This window comes from Methylobacterium sp. J-088 (genome assembly GCF_022829295.1).
GTDB lineage: Bacteria > Pseudomonadota > Alphaproteobacteria > Rhizobiales > Beijerinckiaceae > Methylobacterium.
Genome location: NZ_JAKSYH010000075.1, coordinates 18,561 through 35,403, shown reverse-complemented (window position 1 = coordinate 35,403; position 16,843 = coordinate 18,561). Strand labels below are relative to the sequence as shown.

Sequence of the window (16,843 nt, the reverse complement as noted above, 5' to 3'; positions counted from 1 at the left end):
ACGCTGTTCCGGCCTCATCGATGAATGGGGTTGCGGCACGACGAGGCGCGTCGCCCTCTCACTCGGCGGGGGAGGGTGGGCCGGCCGTCAGGCCGGGTCGGGAGAGGTGAACCCGGCTTCCGAAAAGGCGGAGCCGTTGTGCTGGCTACAGCCTCCCTATGCACCGTCGCTCCCCTCTCGCGGGACTTCCTCCCGGCCCGACCCCCTTCGGGGGCCGCCCTCCCCGCAAAGGGGTGAGGGAGGGGGCGTGTCCAATCCAGAACCTGGCTAAACCTCAGCCGTGGACCAGCACGTTCCGGAACTGCCACGGATCGCTGGTGTCGATGTCCTCCGGGAACAGCCCCGGGCGGTCGGTGAGCGGCGTCCAGTCCGTGTACACGCCCACGACCGGGCCGAGATACGGGGTCTGGACCTCCAGGCAGCGGCGGAAATCCATCTCGTCGGCCTCGACGATCCCGGCTTCGGGGTTCTCCAGCGCCCAGACCATGCCGGCGAGCACCGCCGAGGTCACCTGCAGGCCGGTGGCGTTCTGGTAGGGGGCGATCCGGCGGGTCTCCTCGATGGAGAGCTGCGAGCCGTACCAGTAGGCGTTCTTCTTGTGGCCGTAGACCAGCACGCCCAGCTCGTCGATGCCGTCGACGATCTCGGTCTCGTCGAGGATGTGGTGCTGCTCCTGCACCTTGGCGGCCTTGCCGAACATCTCGTGGAGCGACAGCACCGCGTCGTCGGCCGGGTGGTAGGCGTAGTGGCAGGTCGGCCGGAACACCGCCTGACCGCCCTCGCGCACCGTGTAGTAGTCGGCGATCGAGACCGCCTCGTTGTGGGTCACGAGGAAGCCGAACTGCGAGCCGGCGGTCGGCACCCAGGTGCGCACGCGGGTGTCGGCGCCCGGCTGGAGCAGGTAGATCGCGCAGCGCGAGCCCTTCTCCTGCTCGCGGGCATTGTCGGGCTTCCAGGTCTCGTGCGTGCCCCAGCCGAGCTCGGCGGGCTGGTTGCCCTCTGAGACGAAGCCCTCGACCGACCACGTGTTGACGAAGACGCCGCGCGGCTTCGGATTCTTGGCGCGCTGGGTATCGCGCTCGGCGATGTGGACGCCCTTCACGCCCAGATCCTTCATCAGGCCGGCCCACTCGGCCTTGGACCTGGGCTCCGGCCGCTGCAGGCCGGTATCCTGGGCGATGTTCAGGAGCGCCTGCTTGACGAACCACGAGACCATGCCGGGATTCGCGCCGCAGCACGAGACCGCGGTGGGGCCGCCGGGCTTCTGGGTGCGGGCGTCGAGGATGTCCTGCCGCAGCGCGTAGTTGGTGCGGTCGCCCTGGCTCTTGCTCTTGTCGAAGTAGAAGCCCGGCCAGGGCTCGGCCACCGTGTCGATGTAGAGGGCGCCGAGCTCGCGGCAGAGCTCCAGAATGGCGCGCGACGAGGTGTCGACCGACAGGTTCACGCAGAAGCCCTGGCCGCCGCCCTCGGTGAGGAGCGGGGTGAGCACCTCGCGATAGTTCTCAGGGGTCAGCGCCACCTTCTCGAAGCGCAGTCCGTGCTTCTCGGCGAGCGCCCGGTGGGTGTCGACCGGGTCGATCACCGTGAAGCGGGCCTTGTCGTACGCGAAATGGCGCTCGATCAGGGGCAGGGTGCCCCGGCCGATCGAGCCGAAGCCGATCATCACGATGGGGCCGCTGATGCGGCCGTGGATCGGGTGACGGGACGGCTGATCGGTCATACGGAAAATCCTCGGATCTGGCGGACGCGGCGGGCGTCCGCGCGGTCTGGCCAGCGGGCGGGTTATGGCGCGCATGTGACACTGCGGCGACAGGTCCACGCATGCGCAGCGGCGCGGCCGTTGGGGCCGTCGCCGAAAGCGGCTCAATGGCGGCTCGCCTGGGTCCGGTCAACCATCCGCTGCATCGAGACGTAAACGCAACGTTGACGTGTCGGCTCGTCGCCATGAGCCATACGCATGATGCATCCGCGTCCCGACCTGTGGCCGGCGCGGACCGCATCCCTCATATTGCGATGCAACAAGGCCGCCGAGATGGCCACGCAGCCTGGGATTTTACGGAAACGTCCGAGCCACAGCCCGTCGGAGTCCGTCATGCTCGCTCTCATCACCTCCCGGATCCCCGGCCCGGTCACCGAGACCGTCGACCGCGATCCCGGCATCCTCACCCTCATGTTCGCCTGCGCCCGCGCGGTCCGCGGCGGCGCCGAGGTCGCGTTCGCCCGTCGCTGTGCCCTGGCCCGCGCCGTCGGCGGCCCCAACCCGCTCTGAGGTTTCGGACGCGGCGAGGCGGTTTCGGCGTCGGATCGGCCGGAGCAATTGCGTCGTCCCCGCTTGGGCTTTAGGCGGCTCTGCCGTTCCATGGCCTTGGGGGTTGTTGATTCCATGCCGACGATTCGCGCATTCCTGCGCTCCAGCCTGACCGTCACGCTGCTGCTCGCCCTTCCGTTGGTAGCGCCGCGGGCTCAGGATGCCGAGCCGGAGGCCGCCCCGGCCGAGGCGCCGCCGAAGGCCCGGCCGAAGCCCAAGCCGAAGCCTGCCGCTCCGAAGCCGGTGGCCAAGCCTGCTGCCACAGAGGCAACGCCGGCAACACCTGCCGCCGCCTCGGCGCCCGCCCATGCCGCGTGGCCCACGGGCGCCAACTCCGTGACCGAGAGCTACGGCGACTGGTCCATGACCTGCACGCATCCCGGGGAGAAGATCACCTGCATCGTCGCCCAGGCGCAGGGCGATTCGCAGACGGGTCGGCGCAAGTTCGGCATCGAATTCCAGACGCCGAAGGAGGGCCGCGCCGAAGGGATCGTGCTGATGCCCTTTGGCCTCTCGATCGAGCCTGGCATCACCTTCAAGCTGGATGACCAGGTCCTCGGCAAGGGCGCACCCTACAGCGCCTGCGGGCCGGACGGCTGCTTCGTACCGATCGGCTTCCCGACGCCGGCCCTCGATGGCATGCGGACCGCCAAGAAGCTGTTCGTGATCGGCCACAAGTCGGGCAGCAGCGATGACGCCACGATCACTGTTCCGCTGGAGGGATTCGCCCAGGCCCTCGACCGCGCCGTCGCCCTGAGCGGCTGACGGACAGAGCGATCCGGCGGATTTGCGGGTTACGGTTAAGGCCGCGTTAGTGGCCCCGCCGCAGGATGCCCGCGACATGTGGCGCCGCGCGCTGCGGCCCACAGCGCCGCGCGCCGGGATCGGATCGGCGAGGCGATGGGATCGGAGGGCGGGCGACCCCGGATCGGTCAGGGGCTCGGGCGGCGGCTGCTGCGCGGGTCGCTCCCGGTGCTCGCCCTGCTGGCGGTCATCGACCCGGCGCTGGCCGCCCGGCTGACCGGCGCCAAAGGCGCGGAGACCGGCACCGGTCCCGGTGGCTACGGCCGCATCGTGCTCACCTTCGACAAGCCGGTCATCGTCAAGGCGAAGCTCGCCGGCGGCGTGCTGCTCCTCGGCTACGGCGAGCGCGTCGGGCAGGGTCCCGAGCGGTTGGCCGAGGAAATGCCCGCCTACGTGTCGAGCGTGCGGCGCGACCCGGACGGGACCGGGTTGCGCGTCGCCCTGCAGCGGCCCTACCGGGTCAACCTGCAGATGGCCGGCGAGCGCATCTTCGTGGATCTGCTGCCGGAGGGCTGGGCCGGGTTGCCGCCCCCGCTGCCGCCCGAAGTGGTGGCCGAACTCGCCCGTCGCGCCAGGGTTGCCGAGGAAGCGCTCAAGGCCCGCATCCCCGAGCCGGTGCGCAAGCCCCTGTCGCTGGAATTGGCGCTCCTCCCGACGCTGACGCGCCTGTCGCTGCGGATGCCCGCGGAGGCCGTCACGACCCTCACCGCCGAGGGCAATACGACGCGGCTACGGGTCGTCGGCCCCTGGACCATCGACTCGTCCGGGACACGCGGGCGTCCCCGGCCCGGCATCGCCAAGCTGGCGACCGAGACCGATGCGACCTCGGCCAGCCTGCTCGTCACGCCCGAAGACGGATTCCAGATCGGCTCCGAGCGCGAGGACGGGGCCTTCCTCCTGGACGCCGTCCGGCGCAAGCCGGCGGAAACCGCCGGCACCGCCGTCGCGATACCCGGGCCGGCGACACCGGCACCGGTGGCTGCGGCGCCGGCCGTTCCCGCTCCTCCCTCCGCGCCGCCGGCTCGCGCTGAAGCGCCGGCCGTCGCCGAGCGTCCGCCGGCACCGCCGCCGATCCGCCCGGCCGGGTCCGGCCTGGTCTTCCCGTTCCATGCGCTGCCGCCAGCCGTGCTGTTCGAGCGCGGCGGTGTGGTCACGCTCGCCTTCGAGACCGCCGAGACGGTCCCGGCTCCGACCGGCCATCAGGGCCTGGTGCCGGTGGGAAGCCCCACCCGGACCGGACCGCTGACGATCCTGCGTTTCTCGGCACCCCAGGGCCGCTTGGTCGATCTCAACGCGGTCTCGACGGAGGGCGGCGTTGGCTGGGAACTCTCGGCGGGCGACGCCTTGAGCCCGAGCGATACGATCGACCCCCTGCGCAAGCCCGATAGCGCGGGCCGCATCGCGGTGTCCCTCGGCTTGCCCCGCCCGGGCTCGGCGACGTGGCTCGATCTCGACGGCGAGCGCATCGCGGTGGTCACGTCGGCGTCCCGGCGGCCGGTCGGCAATCCGAAGAACCGGCGGTTCGTGGATTTCGAGATCCTCCCGAGCCGGCACGGCCTCGCGGTGCTGGCCAGCGCCGACGACCTCGCGGTGCGCCCCGAACTCGACACGGTGACGATCGGCCGGACCGGGGGGCTCGCCACGTCGGCGACGGCGCGGAAGGACGAGGTCGCCCTGGCCGATCCGGGCACCCTCGCCATCACGCCCGAGGCCTGGAACCGGGCACGGTCCGGTGTGGTGCGCGATACCGTGCGCGGGGCGCTCGATGCCGCCGCGGCCGCCAATCCGGCCGATCGCGGCCCGGCGCGGCTCGCGCTGGCCCGCACCTATCTGGCCAATGGGCTCGATCCTGAAGCCCTGGCGGCGCTCGAAGCGGCGGCCGCCGACGATCCGCTGCTCGCGGGCCAGCGCGACACGGCCCTGCTGCGCGGCATCGCGCAGGTGCGGATGGGGCGCAACGCCGAGGCGTTGAAGGCTTTGTCCGTCCCGATCCTCGCCGGGAATCCGGAGGCGGCCCTGTGGCGGGCGATGGTCTCAGCCGGCGTTGGGGATTGGAAGGCCGCCGAGACCGGCTTCCTCAAGGTCCTGCCGCTGGCCCAGGAGTACCCCACGGATCTGGCGCAGACGATCCGCGCCGCGGCGGCGGAATCGGCGATCGAGAACGACGATGCCGAAACGGCCGCCGCCCGCGCCGGGGATGCCCGCGACCTGCCCCCCTGGATCCGCGACCGGCTGGCCCTGGTCCGCGCCCGCGTTTCGGAGGCGACCGGTCAGGTCAAGGCGGCGCTCGACGCCTATACCCGCCTGGAGAGGGAGGCGGTGCGTCCGGTCTCGGCCGAGGCAGCCCTGCGGGGCACCTTGCTCGCGCAATCCGCCGGCACGCTGACGCCGGAGGCCGCGACCGAGCGCCTGGAACGGCTCGCCCTGACCTGGCATGGCGGCCCGATCGAGGAGAGCATCACGGCCGGGGTGGCCCGCCTCCACCTCGCCGCCGGCCACTGGCGCCAGGCCTTCACGGCCGCGCGCCGGGCCAACGTCTTCGCGCCGAACGCCACGGCCTCGGTGGCGCTCACCCGCGAGGCGCAGATCGCCTTCGAGAACCTGTACCTCACCGACAAGGGGGAGAGCCTGTCGGGGGTCGAGGCCGTGGCGTTGTTCTTCGATTTCCGGGAGCTGAGCCCGATCGGGCGGCGCGGCGACGAGGTGGTGCGCCGGCTGGCCGACCGCTTGGTGCGCCTCGACCTTCTCGAACCCGCCGCCGATCTGCTGCAGTACCAGATCGACAACCGGCTCACCGGCCCGGCCCGGTCGGCGGTCGCGGCGCGGCTCGCCACGGTGCGGCTGATGGACGACAAGCCCCTGCAGGCGTTGAAGGTCCTCGATGCCACCGAGCTGCCGGAGTTGCCGGGCGAGCTGAAGCGTGCCCGGAACCTGATCCGTGCCCGCGCCCTCTCGGACCTGACCCGCACGGACCTCGCCCTTGAGACCCTCGAGGGAGAGGCCGGGCCGGACATCGAGCGCCTGCGGGCCGACATCTACTGGGGGGCCCGCCGCTGGCGCGACGCCGGCGAGACGCACGAGGCGCTGCTCGGCGAGGCGTGGCGGTCCGGCCAGCCGCTCGACGCGGCGTCCCGGGCCGATGCCATGCGCGCCGCGATCGCCTACAACCTCGCGGGCGAGGCGATCGGCCTGGAACGGCTCAAGGCGAAGTTCTCGGAGGCCATGGCGGCGAGCCCCGACGCGCGCACCTTCGCGCTGCTCACGGGCTCCGACCCGACCCGCAGCCCGGGCTTCCGGGCGGTGGCGGCCCAGGCCACCAAGGCCGAGACGCTGTCGGCCTTCCTGGCCGAGTACCGCAAGCGCTACCCGGACGCCGCCACCCCCGACCGGGGGAAGGCCAAGGCCGTGGGCGAGGGCGGTTCCGAGCCGCAGGGCGGTGATCGGCAGAGCAACGCCGAGACCCCCGGCACACCCCCGGGATGAGCGCGCGGCGCGTGATCGATCCCGACGCCTTCCTGGAGACCGAGGCCGGGCGCGTCTGGACGCCGGAGCGGAACGCCGAGGCATGGCGCCGGGCCTTCGCGGCGTTGCGCGACCAGCTGAAGGCCCGGACCGTCGAACGGCTGGTGGTGGTCTGCGGCCTGCAGGGAGCGGGCAAGTCCTTCTGGATCGCCCGCCAGGAACCGGAGGCCGGGACGGTCTATGTCGACGCGGCCCTGCCCGGCGCACGGCACCGCGCGCCGATCATCGACTGTGCCCGGTCCTACGGGATCCCCGTATCGGCGGTCTGGATCCGGACGCCGCTCGGCCGCGCCCTGGAACGGAACCGGCAGCGGCCCGCCGACCGGTGCGTGCCCGAGGCCAGCATCCGCTCCGTCGACCGCCTGTTCGAGCCGCCGACACCCGGCGAGGGCTTCGCCACGGTCCGGATCGTACAGGCCTGACGATGCCCGCTTGGGCGGCGTCAGCTCCCGTAGCTCTGCACCAGCGAGCCCGCCACCAGCGTCCATCCGTCGACCAGCACGAAGAAGATCAGCTTGAATGGCAGGGAGACCGTGGCGGGCGGCAGCATCATCATGCCGATCGCCATCAGCACCGAGGCGACCACGAGGTCGATGATCAGGAACGGGATGAACAGCAGGAAGCCGATCTCGAAGGCGCGCCTCAGCTCCGAGATCATGAAGGCCGGGGTGACGATCTCGAGACCGACATCCTCGGGCCCCTTCGGCGCCGGCACCTTGGCGAGGTCGAGGAACAGCTTGAGGTCCTTCTCGCGGACGTTCTTCAGCATGAAGGTCTTGAACGGCGCCGAGGCACGCTCGAAGGCCTGGGCCTGTGTGATCCGTCCGGCGATCAGGGGTTCGATCCCGGCGCTGTAGGCGGCGCGGCCCGTCGGCGCCATCACGAAGGCGGTCAGGAACAGGGCGAGGCTGACCAGCACCGCGGTCGGCGGCGCCGTCTGGGTACCGAGTGCCGAGCGCAGGAGCGAGAGCACCACGACGATCCGGGTGAAGGCCGTGGCCATCACCAGCACCGAGGGGGCGACCGCCAGGACGGTGATCAGCGCGACGAGCTGGAGGGCGCGCTCGGTGGTGCCGCCGGCGCCGAGGTCCAGGGTGACGCTCTGGGCAAGGGCGGGCGAGGCGGCGAGCAGCGGGATCGCGGCGAGGCCCAGGCCCAGGCGCCGGAGCCTGCGCCCCCGGCCGGGGCGGGTCGGGGCTGTCGGCAGATCGGGCATCGGGGTCACGAGCGGTCGCAGGTCGGCGCGGCGGGGCGCACGCCCTCGCGGCGGGCTTCGAGATTCTGCCAGACGAGGAGCGACGGCAGGCCCAGCACCACGTCGGGCACCCGGCGGGCGAGGGACAGGGCGATGGCCGTACCGGCATCGATGCCGAACAGGCCGCAGACCAGCACGAGCCCGCCCTCCTGCACGCCGAGCCCGCTCGGGACCAGGAAGGCGGCGGCCTTGATCGCCTGGCTCAGCGACTCGATCACCAGGATGTCGGTCAGGCCGACATTGTCGACGCCGATGCAGGTGAAGACGACGAGGATTTCGGTCGCGCCGAGGAGCCAAGCCAACGCGTGCAGGGCGACCGACTGGGCGAGCCGGCCCCGCCGCCCCGGCGCCCAGACGGCATCCAGCGCCCCCTGGATGCGCTGGCGCGGTTCGGGCAGGGCTTCGGTCTCGCGCACGAAGCGCCGGCCGAGGGCGGCGATCCGCTCTTCCAGGACGCGGACGATCCCGGTCCGCTGGAGCGCGAAAAACGCTGCGACGGCGATTGCCGCAACCGCGAGGGTGCGCAGCGTCCAACCGGCGAGTTCGGCCGCCTCCGCGCCCTCGACGCGGCTCAGGAGGCCGGCCCCGAGGCCTGCGAACAGGGCGAGCGTGCCGACCTGGAACAGGAGATCGGCCAGCACCGAGGCGGCGGCGAGCGAGCCGGCCACGCCCCAGAAGGTGAGGAGCCGCGCGCCCAGCACCTCGCCGCCCACCGAGGCGACCGGCAACAGGACGTTGATGCCCTCGCGCACGAAGCGCAGGATCAGGCAGGCCGAAGCCGGCGCCGGCGACAGCCCGTCGAGGATGCGCGCCCAGGCGATTCCGCACACCAACAGCACCAGCGTCCGCACCAGCGTGACGCTGAGGAAGCCCACGACGCCGATCCGGCCGAACGCCGTGGCCACCGCCTGGAGGTCGTTGGTCGCCACGAGCCAGATCGCGAAGCCCAGCCCGATCAGCGTGCCGAGCAGCGGCAGGCGGCGGACGAGGGCGCGGATGACCCGGCGCTTTCCGGATGGGCGCGCTTCCTTCACGGTCGCAGTGCGTGCGTGACGTGTCTGAAGGCGGGCACCAGGAGCGGCTCCAAGTTGTGCCGGTCAGCGCGCCGGCGGCGATTCGTCATGTGGTACCGCCGCTAGAACGGTATTGGGGCCGAATTCAGGGGACGGCCGGCGCGGCGGGATGGGTTGGAGGATGGCGGCGAGCGCCTCCGCCGGCCCGGCCTCGGGATCGAGCAGGATCACGCGGCCGGCCGCGAGGCTCGCACCGGTGGCGACCGCGATAGCACGCTTCGGGCACGGGCCGAGGCAACCCGACTCGACGATGCGGAGCTTCCTCCGGGTGCCCGACGCCTCCTGGGCGGCCTGTTTCCCGGCCTTCTTCAGGAGCGCGCGCACGGCGCTCGCGCGCAGGCCCTGCCGCTTGGCGCATTTGGAGCAGACCACCACGATGTCGGTGAGCTTGGTTTTGGCCGAGCGGCCGCCAGGCCGACCGGCAGCGGGACGATCGGCGTCGCCCGTTGAGCGTGGTTCTGTCATCATCCGGAGAAAGTAGGGCGTGATACCGGCATCGGGCTAGAGCCGTGCCCGATCGCGTCGCAATCGAGCGCGGCTCCAAGCTTTTGTTGTGACGCGCTCTCTTGCGCCGAACCGGTGTCCACTTCGGCGGAGAGCGCTCTCGGTCGCCCGTCGCCCCGCCCCGCAGGTCGACCCGGGCGCCATAAAAAGGGCCTAAAAGAACGGGATTCCGGTTCCGCGCACGGGCCGCCCCTTGGCCGGCGCCGCATCAGCGGAACCGGCGCAGACCCAGGAACACAGAGCGGATGAGCCTCGACGACGTCAAAGACGACACGCGCGAAAGCGAGATCGTGACGTTCGCAGCCCCGACGATGACCGAGCTGCGGCGGAGCGCGGAGACGATCCGGCCGGTTCCGGAGAAGCGCGGCGCCCAGGCTCTGGCCACCGCGATTCGCAAGCGCCTGGACTGGACCCAACTGCCCGGCCTGCGCCCGCGCCGGGAGGACACGTCGAGCTACGGCGCGCGGATCATCCGCCGCATCAGCTTGTTCGTCCTCTTGCCGACCCTCGTGGTCGGGCTGTACCTGTTCGGCTTCGCGTCGAACCAGTACGTCGCCGAGGCCCAGTTCACGGTGCGCGGCAACGTCGAACCGATGGAGAACATCTCCCTCGGCCAATACACGAACCTCATTCAGAAGCATAACAGCCAGGACAGCTTCATCGTCCGCGACTACATCGCCAGCCAGACCATGGTCGAGTCGCTCGAGAAGAGCATCGGCCTGTCCAAGATGTTCTCCCGCCAGGAGGCCGATTTCTGGACGCGGTTTGATCCGACCGACCCGATCGAGGATCTGACCCAGTATTGGCGCACGCACGTCATCGCGCATATCGACTCGATCTCGGGCGTGATCCGCCTGTCGGTTCGGGCGTTCACGCCCGAGGACGCCCTGACCATCGCCCGCGAAGTGGTCACGCGCTCCGAGGCGCTGATCAACGACATCTCGAAGCGCGCGCAGGCCGACATGGTCGTCCAGGCCGAGACCGACGCCAGAACCGCGCAGGAGCGCCTGAGCAAGGCGCACATTGCCCTGCAATCCTTCCGCAACCAGTGGGGGGTGATCGATCCGGTCAAGTCCGCCGAGGGGACGCTGGCAACCCTGACGCTGCTGAAGAAGGACAAGCTCAAGGCCGAGAACGACCTCCAGGTCCTGCGCAGCTCCAGCCTGGACGAGCGCTCGCGCTCGATCCAGACGCTCGTCGCCAACATCACGGCCATCGACCAGCAGATGAAGATCCTGCAGGACGAGATGACGAGTTCGGGCGCTGCGGGCGGCGCGAACCTGACCGAAGCGCTGCTCCAGTACGAGGGTCTGCTCGTCGAGCGGACGATCGCCGAGAAACTCGAGGAATCGGCCCATCTGCTGCTCGACCGGGCGCGGGTCGCGGCCTCCAAGCAGCATATCTTCCTGGCGACCTTCGTGCCGCCGGTCCTGCCGACGGATAGCCTCTACCCGGAGCGCGGCCACACGCTGCTGGTCGCGTTCTTCTGCTTCTTCGTGATCTGGAGCTCGTCCTCGCTTCTGATCGCGGGTATCCGCGACCAGAGAATGTAGGCGGCTGCAGCGCGCCTCTGGATCCGGGGCCGCCCGGTCTGTAGAGGGGGGCGGCCCGGCGGTCCCGGCGCCCGATGGAAGAGCGAAGTCTAACGGACCATGTCGGATTTCTCCGATCTTGTCGCGAAGGCGATCCAGCCGTCGATGACCCGGGAGGAGCGCGAGGCGGTCTACACCGTTGTGCGGCAGGCCGTGCTTCGCCTGCAGGAGCGGGAAGCGCTGCCGCCCAACGATCCGCGCGTCGCGCTCCAGCGCCATCTCGTCGAGGAGACGATCCGCGACGTGGAGGGTGACGTCGCCCGCTACGCCTCGCTGCGCAAGCTCGACGCGGCCTATGCCGCTCAGAACGAGAGCGATCAGGCGGCGAAAACCGGGCGTCGGTAGATCGCGCGCAGCCTGGAAGAATACGATCCGCGGGAGCCGCACCGATGCGCTTGGCGGGTGCGGAGCCGTCCTCCCGTGCGGGCTTCGAAGATCGATGAAGGCGGGTCGGAGACGCGCATCGCCTCCAGAACCCGATCCCTCTGATCGGCGCGGCCCTATCCGAAGGCTGCGCTCCGCACGCCGCCGGGCTCCGCTACGTCGAGGCCCGACGAGACGTACTCGTTGAGCTTGTTGCGCAGGGTTCGGATCGAGATCCCGAGGATCTTGGCCGCGTGGGTGCGGTTGCCCAGGCAATGGTCGAGGGTATCGAGGATCAGGTCGCATTCGACCTGCGCCACGGTCCGTCCCACCAGCCCGCGGGTCGCGGCCTCGGCTGCCTGCGCGGCGCGTGTCGCCGGGCCCTCCAAGGCGATCGTCTCGCCGTCCGGGGACAGGATCGCCTCGGGTCCGATCGCGTCGCCGGAGGCGAGCAGAACCGCCCGGTGCAGGGTATTCTCCAATTCGCGGACGTTGCCGCGCCAGGGGTTCTTCAGCACCAGCGCCCGCGCCTCGGCCGAGAGGGGGCGGACCGACACGCCGTTCACCGCGGCGTATTTCTTGGCGAAATGCGCGGCGAGTTCGAGGATGTCGGCCGGCCGCTCGCGGAGCGGCGGCAGCTTCAGGGCCACGACGTTCAGGCGGTAGAACAGATCCTCGCGGAACGTGCCCTTGCGGACCTCCTCGGCGAGGTTGCGGTTGGAGGTGGCGAGCACCCGGATATCGACCCGCACCGGGGCCGTGCCGCCGACCCGGTCGATCACCCGCTCCTGAAGGGCGCGCAGCAGCTTGGCCTGCAAGCGCACATCCATTTCGGAGATCTCGTCCAACAGCAGCGTGCCGCCATTGGCCTCCTCGAACCGGCCGATGCGCCGGGCGACCGCGCCGGTGAACGCGCCCTTCTCGTGGCCGAACAGCTCGGATTCGAGCAAAGCCTCGGGGATCGCCGCGCAGTTGACCGAGACGAAGGGCTTGCCCGCCCGGTTGGACTTCTGGTGGACGTGCCGGGCCAGCACCTCCTTGCCGGTTCCGCTCTCGCCGGTGATCAGCACCGAGGCTTCCGAGCGGGCGACCTGCTCGGCGAGCTTGACCACCCGCTCCATGGATGGATCGCGCCACACGAAGGCGGCGCGGTCGGTGGCGACCGCCTCCAGCACCGCGGCGATCATCTCGGGGTCGGGCGGAAGCGGAATGTACTCCTTGGCGCCCGCCCGGATCGCCGCCACGGCGGCCGAGGCGTCCGCCGAGACCCCGCAGGCGACCACGGGGGTGCGGATCCGTTCCACCTCAAGGGCTGCGACGAGGGTGGCGATCGGCAGCGACACGTCGATCATGATCAGATCGGCGCCGCGGGCGCGCAGCACGTTGAGGCCCTGCGGCACGGCATCGGCCTGCGTCACGGAGGCCCCGCGCTGCATGGCGATCTTCGAGGCGGTGATCAGTTCGCCGTTCAGCCGCCCGATTATCAGGAGCCGCATGGTTCGTTCCTCTCAGAGCTCATGGCGCGGACAGCCCCCGGCGCCCGCGTCCCAAAAATCACGCGCCCGGCCTACTCGCCCGGCCTACTCGCCCTTGACGATCTCGGTCATCGTCACGCCGAGCCGGTCCTCGACGAGAACGACCTCGCCGCGGGCGACCAGCCGGTTGTTGACGAACACGTCGATCGCCTCGCCGACCTTCCGGTCGAGTTCGAGCACGGCGCCGGGCGCCATCCGGAGCAGGTCGCCGATCGGCATCCGGGCGGAGCCCAGCACCGCCGAGACCATCACGGGCACGTCGAACAGCTGCTCGAGATCGGCGGCGGTCTTCGGCGTGGTCGGCGCGTCGCGGATCGAGCCGGCCGCGTAGTCGGTGTCGTTCTCGCCGAGCTGGGGCAGGCTGAAATCGTCGGACATCGGGCTTCCTTCAGGAATTCTGAGCCAGGCCGAGGGCGTCCAGAACCGCCGCCTCGATGCGGGCGCGCTCCCGCACGATGCCGCCGTCGGCCCATTCGATGCGGGCATCGCCCGCCGCCATCTCGGGGTCGCCGAGCACGACGAGGCGGCCTTCGTAGCCGCGCTCGCGCGCCAGGCGCTTCATCAGGGTCTCGGCCTCCTCGACCAGGCTGTCGTGGACCCGCACAACGAGGTGGGGCACGCCGCGCAAGTGCTGGAGGGCGGCGCGCGCCGCCTCGCCGATGCCGGCGAGCGGGGCCGCGTCGAGCGCGTCGCCGGCGACCTTCCGGGCGATCAGCATCGCCACCTCGACGGCCTGCACCTCGCGCTCGGCATCCCGGGCGTCGGCCTGGGCGATGAGGCCCGCCGCAGCCAGCGCCAGCCGGTTCAGAGCGTCGGCGAGCCGGCCCTGGATCTGCGCCTCGGCCTGGATGCGGCCTTCGTGGAGGCCGCGGGCATGGGCGTCCACCTCGGCGCGGGCGGCGGCCTCGGCGGCGCGCTGGGCCTCGGCGCTGGGACGCCCGCTGCGGAAGTCGTTTTCGAACAGGAACGGCTTGGCGCTCCGAGCGGTCTGGGCGCTCAATAGACCAGCTCCTCCTCGGCGCTATTCTTGGCGATCATGATCTCGCCCTTCTCGGCCAGGTCCTTGGCGATCTCGGTCATCCGCGTCTGCGCCTCGTCCACCTCCTTGAGGCGGACCGGGCCGAGGGAGGCCATCTCGTCCGTGAGGTTCTTGGCCGCGCGGGTCGACATCTGCTTCATGAAGAAGGCCCGGGTCGGCTCGTTGGCGCCCTTGAGCGCCCGGCAGAGCGTTTCGCCCTCGATCGAGCGCATCAGGGTCTGGACGCTGCCCGGATCGAGCTTCAGCAGATCCTCGAAGGTGAACATCAGCTCGCGGATGCGCTTGGCCGAGCCGCGATTCGCCTGATCGAGGGCTGCGAGGAAGCGACCCTCCGTCTGCCGGTCGAAGGCGTTGAACACGTCGGCCATCATCTCGTGCGCGTCGCGGCGCTGGGTCTGCGCGATGGTCGAGACGAACTCGACCCGCAGCGTCTCCTCGATGTGGCGCAGGGCCTCCTTCTGCACCGTCTCCATGCGCAGCATCCGGTTGAGGCAGTCGATCGCGAAATCCTCGGGGAGGATGGTCAGCACCTTGGCGGCGTAGTCGGCCCGCACCCGCGACAGCACCACCGCCACGGTCTGCGGGTACTCGTTGCGCAGGAACGAGGCGAGGATCTCCGGATCGACCTGGGCGATCGAGGCCCAGACCCGCTTGCCGGACGCGCCCTTGATCTCCGCCATGATCAGCGAGACCTGATCGCTCGGGAAGATCTTCAGGAGCAGCGCCTCGGTCCGCTCGAAGTTCGACGAGATGCCGCCGCTGTTGCTCAGCTTCGTCACGAACTCGATGATCAGCCGCTCGACGGTGGCGACCTCCAGCGTGCCGAGCTGGACCATCGCGTGGCTGACCTTCTTGACCTCCTCCTCCTCCAGCATCTGCCAGATCGGCGCGCCTTCCTCCTCGCCGAGCATCAGCAGGAGTGCGGCCGCGCGCTGCGGACCGGGCATGGACGCGAAGGAATCGCCGCCCACCGTCGCCAGGGTATTTGCCAGACCTGCCGCCATCGTGCTGCCCTCGACGCCCTACGCTACTCTTCCTGGATCCAGCCGCGCAGCACCTCGACGGTCTCGGCGGGGCTCGCCCGGACCATGTCGACCACGCGCTGGACGGTTTCGGCCTGGACCTGGCCGTTGATCTTGGCGAACTCCATCAGCCGGGCGGTGGGATTGTCCCGGTCGATCATCGTGATGGTCCCCCCCGCAGGCCCCGCGACCGCCGCGGCATCGGCCGCGATGCCCATGCCCCCCGCCGCGGCGAGCGATGGCGGGGCCGGCACCGGCGCCAGCACCTGCCGCAGCAGCGGGCGCACCACGGTGAGCAGGACGATCAGGGTCAGGAGCGCCAGCACGGCGAGCTCGGCCATGCGCAGCACATCCTCCTTGGTGGGGGCGAGCAGCGACTGGATCAGCGTCGGCTCGCTGAATTGCGGCAGGCTCGGCGCCTCGGCGAAGCGGAGATTGACGACCTCGATCTGATCGCCGCGGGCCTTGTCGAACCCGACCGCGCTGCGCACCAGGGCGGTGATCCGCTCGATCTCGGCGGGCGCGCGGGGGCTGTAGGTCTGCTTCCCGTCGGCCGTGGGCGCGTAGACGCCGTCGACCACCACGGCCACCGACAGGCGCTTGATCCGGCCGCCCTCGGCGATTTCGGTCTTGGTCACCCGGGAGATCTCGTAATTCGTGGTCTCCTCGTTCTTGTTGGTCGCGTCTTTGGGAGCCGGCGCCTTGTCGGTGGCGTTGGCGCCGGGCAATTCGTTGCCGACGCTGACCTGCCCGTCGGCGTTGCTGGTCTGCGAGGATTCGGTCCGCGTCTGGGCGGAGCGGACGACGCGGCTCTCGGGGTCGAAGGTTTCGGAGCGGCTCTCGGTCCGGTTGTGGTCGAGCTCGGCGTTGACCTGCACCCGGACCCGGCCCGGCCCGACGATGCCGGCGACCACATCCTCGATCTGGCCGCGCAGGCGCCGCTCCAGGCCGACCTGCCGGTCCTCGTAGCCGCCGGCGACGTCGGCCTCGGCGTCCCGGGCCCCATCCGCCAGCAGACGGCCGCGCTCGTCGACGATCGAGACCCGCTCGGGCTTCAGCCCCTCCACCGCGGAGGCGACGAGATGGCGGATCGCCCGGACCTGCCCGGCATCGAGGTCGCCCATCAGCTTCAGCACGATGGCGGCGCTCGGGCTCTCCCGGTCGCGCTCGAACAGGCGCCGCTCCGGCAGGACGAGGTGGACGCGCGCCGCCTGGACCCGGCCGATCGCCCGGATCGAGCGGGCGAGCTCCCCCTCCAGGGCGCGCAGGTGGTTCACGTTCTGCACGAAGTTGGTGGACGAGAACGCGTCGCCCTTGTCGAAGATCTCGTAGCCGACGCCGGCCTGGGTCGGGAGGCCCTTGCCGGCGAGGTCCATGCGCAGCTTGGCGAGGTCGCCCCGGGGTGCCAGGATCGTCTGGCCGGCCTCGCCCCGCGTCTCGTAGCGGATGCCGCGGCTGTCGAGGTCGCGGACGACGGACGCCGAATCCTGCATCGACAGGTCGGAGAACAGCACGCCCATGTCGGGGCGCGAGACCCGCAGGATGATGAACGCGAAGAAGCCGATGAGCGTGAGCGTCACCGCCGCCATGGCGGCGATGCGGGCCGGCCCGAGCTTCGTGACGAGATCGAGGACCGGCTTCACGGGCGGCTTCGCTGCACTCTGAACGCGAGGCGGGCCCTGGCGGCTCGCCCGGCAGAATTTGCCCAGGTCGTGGTTAGCGCGGCGTTAATGCCCGGACCTGCAGTTGCATGCAGCCGGTGGCCAGAGCCGTTCCCGGTCGCGAGGCGACCGTGCGCTGCTCTCAGCCTTTGCTTTGACGCGCCC

The 16,843-nt window shown here is 70.8% G+C and carries 15 protein-coding genes; 6 read left to right on the top strand and 9 right to left on the bottom strand.

What is annotated here, in order from left to right; all coding sequences use genetic code 11:
• Window positions 1–274: 274 nt before the first annotated feature.
• Window positions 275–1,720: a homospermidine synthase gene (locus tag MKK63_RS09300; protein ID WP_244000912.1), complete on the bottom strand. Its 1,446-nt coding sequence runs from the start codon at window positions 1,718–1,720 to the stop codon at window positions 275–277.
• A 372-nt stretch (window positions 1,721–2,092) separates the two neighbouring features.
• Between MKK63_RS09300 and MKK63_RS09295 the strand changes: the two genes are divergently transcribed.
• The 4 genes from MKK63_RS09295 (at window position 2,093) to MKK63_RS09280 (ending at window position 7,056) form a co-directional block, all read left to right on the top strand.
• Window positions 2,093–2,269 carry a hypothetical protein gene (locus tag MKK63_RS09295; protein ID WP_244000910.1) on the top strand — a complete coding sequence of 59 codons (177 nt, stop codon included), beginning with the start codon at window positions 2,093–2,095 and terminating at the stop codon, window positions 2,267–2,269.
• Between the two features lie 114 nt (window positions 2,270–2,383).
• Window positions 2,384–3,073, top strand: a complete 690-nt coding sequence (locus tag MKK63_RS09290) for an invasion associated locus B family protein (protein ID WP_244000908.1) — start codon at window positions 2,384–2,386, stop codon at window positions 3,071–3,073.
• Window positions 3,074–3,208: 135 nt separating this feature from the next.
• Window positions 3,209–6,595, top strand: a complete 3,387-nt coding sequence (locus tag MKK63_RS09285; RefSeq protein ID WP_244000918.1) for a hypothetical protein — start codon at window positions 3,209–3,211, stop codon at window positions 6,593–6,595.
• Between the two features lie 11 nt (window positions 6,596–6,606).
• Window positions 6,607–7,056 carry an AAA family ATPase gene (locus MKK63_RS09280; protein WP_244000906.1) on the top strand — a complete coding sequence of 150 codons (450 nt, stop codon included), beginning with the start codon at window positions 6,607–6,609 and terminating at the stop codon, window positions 7,054–7,056.
• Window positions 7,057–7,076: 20 nt separating this feature from the next.
• On the opposite strand, the gene fliP is transcribed toward MKK63_RS09280, so the two are convergent.
• From fliP to MKK63_RS09265, 3 genes are all read right to left on the bottom strand, one after another.
• Window positions 7,077–7,850: a flagellar type III secretion system pore protein FliP gene (fliP, locus tag MKK63_RS09275; RefSeq protein WP_244000904.1), complete on the bottom strand. Its 774-nt coding sequence runs from the start codon at window positions 7,848–7,850 to the stop codon at window positions 7,077–7,079.
• 5 nt (window positions 7,851–7,855) lie between these two features.
• Window positions 7,856–8,923, bottom strand: a complete 1,068-nt coding sequence (locus MKK63_RS09270) for a lysylphosphatidylglycerol synthase domain-containing protein (protein ID WP_244000902.1) — start codon at window positions 8,921–8,923, stop codon at window positions 7,856–7,858.
• Between the two features lie 63 nt (window positions 8,924–8,986).
• Window positions 8,987–9,430, bottom strand: a complete 444-nt coding sequence (locus MKK63_RS09265) for a hypothetical protein (RefSeq protein ID WP_244000900.1) — start codon at window positions 9,428–9,430, stop codon at window positions 8,987–8,989.
• A 281-nt stretch (window positions 9,431–9,711) separates the two neighbouring features.
• Between MKK63_RS09265 and MKK63_RS09260 the strand changes: the two genes are divergently transcribed.
• Both MKK63_RS09260 and MKK63_RS09255 read left to right on the top strand, forming a co-directional pair.
• Entirely contained in the window at window positions 9,712–11,019 is a 1,308-nt protein-coding gene (locus tag MKK63_RS09260; RefSeq protein WP_244000898.1) for a capsule biosynthesis protein, read from the top strand.
• Window positions 11,020–11,118: 99 nt separating this feature from the next.
• Window positions 11,119–11,403, top strand: a complete 285-nt coding sequence (locus MKK63_RS09255) for a hypothetical protein (RefSeq protein ID WP_244000897.1) — start codon at window positions 11,119–11,121, stop codon at window positions 11,401–11,403.
• A gap of 155 nt (window positions 11,404–11,558) precedes the next feature.
• Here the strand turns inward: MKK63_RS09255 and MKK63_RS09250 are convergent, their stop codons facing one another.
• The 5 genes from MKK63_RS09250 to fliF form a co-directional block, all read right to left on the bottom strand.
• Window positions 11,559–12,917: a sigma-54 interaction domain-containing protein gene (locus MKK63_RS09250; protein WP_244000896.1), complete on the bottom strand. Its 1,359-nt coding sequence runs from the start codon at window positions 12,915–12,917 to the stop codon at window positions 11,559–11,561.
• A gap of 84 nt (window positions 12,918–13,001) precedes the next feature.
• Window positions 13,002–13,334 (bottom strand): flagellar motor switch protein FliN, encoded by a 333-nt coding sequence (gene fliN, locus MKK63_RS09245; protein WP_243916503.1) that lies wholly within the window; start codon window positions 13,332–13,334, stop codon window positions 13,002–13,004.
• 10 nt (window positions 13,335–13,344) lie between these two features.
• Window positions 13,345–13,956: a FliH/SctL family protein gene (locus tag MKK63_RS09240; protein WP_244000892.1), complete on the bottom strand. Its 612-nt coding sequence runs from the start codon at window positions 13,954–13,956 to the stop codon at window positions 13,345–13,347.
• Window positions 13,953–14,999 (bottom strand): flagellar motor switch protein FliG, encoded by a 1,047-nt coding sequence (locus MKK63_RS09235; protein WP_244000890.1) that lies wholly within the window; start codon window positions 14,997–14,999, stop codon window positions 13,953–13,955. Before MKK63_RS09235 ends, MKK63_RS09240 begins: the two co-directional genes overlap by 4 nt.
• Window positions 15,000–15,022: 23 nt before the next feature.
• Window positions 15,023–16,660 (bottom strand): flagellar basal-body MS-ring/collar protein FliF, encoded by a 1,638-nt coding sequence (gene fliF, locus MKK63_RS09230; RefSeq protein ID WP_244000888.1) that lies wholly within the window; start codon window positions 16,658–16,660, stop codon window positions 15,023–15,025.
• Between the last annotated feature and the right edge of the window lie 183 nt (window positions 16,661–16,843).

Coding starts and splice junctions, on each gene's coding strand:
- MKK63_RS09265 (WP_244000900.1), bottom strand. CDS start 9,430: ATGATGACAGAACCACGCTCAACGGGCGACGCCGATCGTCCCGCTGCC.
- MKK63_RS09255 (WP_244000897.1), top strand. CDS start 11,119: ATGTCGGATTTCTCCGATCTTGTCGCGAAGGCGATCCAGCCGTCGATG.
- MKK63_RS09295 (WP_244000910.1), top strand. CDS start 2,093: ATGCTCGCTCTCATCACCTCCCGGATCCCCGGCCCGGTCACCGAGACC.
- fliN (WP_243916503.1), bottom strand. CDS start 13,334: ATGTCCGACGATTTCAGCCTGCCCCAGCTCGGCGAGAACGACACCGAC.
- MKK63_RS09250 (WP_244000896.1), bottom strand. CDS start 12,917: ATGCGGCTCCTGATAATCGGGCGGCTGAACGGCGAACTGATCACCGCC.
- MKK63_RS09260 (WP_244000898.1), top strand. CDS start 9,712: ATGAGCCTCGACGACGTCAAAGACGACACGCGCGAAAGCGAGATCGTG.
- MKK63_RS09235 (WP_244000890.1), bottom strand. CDS start 14,999: ATGGCGGCAGGTCTGGCAAATACCCTGGCGACGGTGGGCGGCGATTCC.
- MKK63_RS09285 (WP_244000918.1), top strand. CDS start 3,209: ATGGGATCGGAGGGCGGGCGACCCCGGATCGGTCAGGGGCTCGGGCGG.
- MKK63_RS09290 (WP_244000908.1), top strand. CDS start 2,384: ATGCCGACGATTCGCGCATTCCTGCGCTCCAGCCTGACCGTCACGCTG.
- fliP (WP_244000904.1), bottom strand. CDS start 7,850: ATGCCCGATCTGCCGACAGCCCCGACCCGCCCCGGCCGGGGGCGCAGG.
- MKK63_RS09300 (WP_244000912.1), bottom strand. CDS start 1,720: ATGACCGATCAGCCGTCCCGTCACCCGATCCACGGCCGCATCAGCGGC.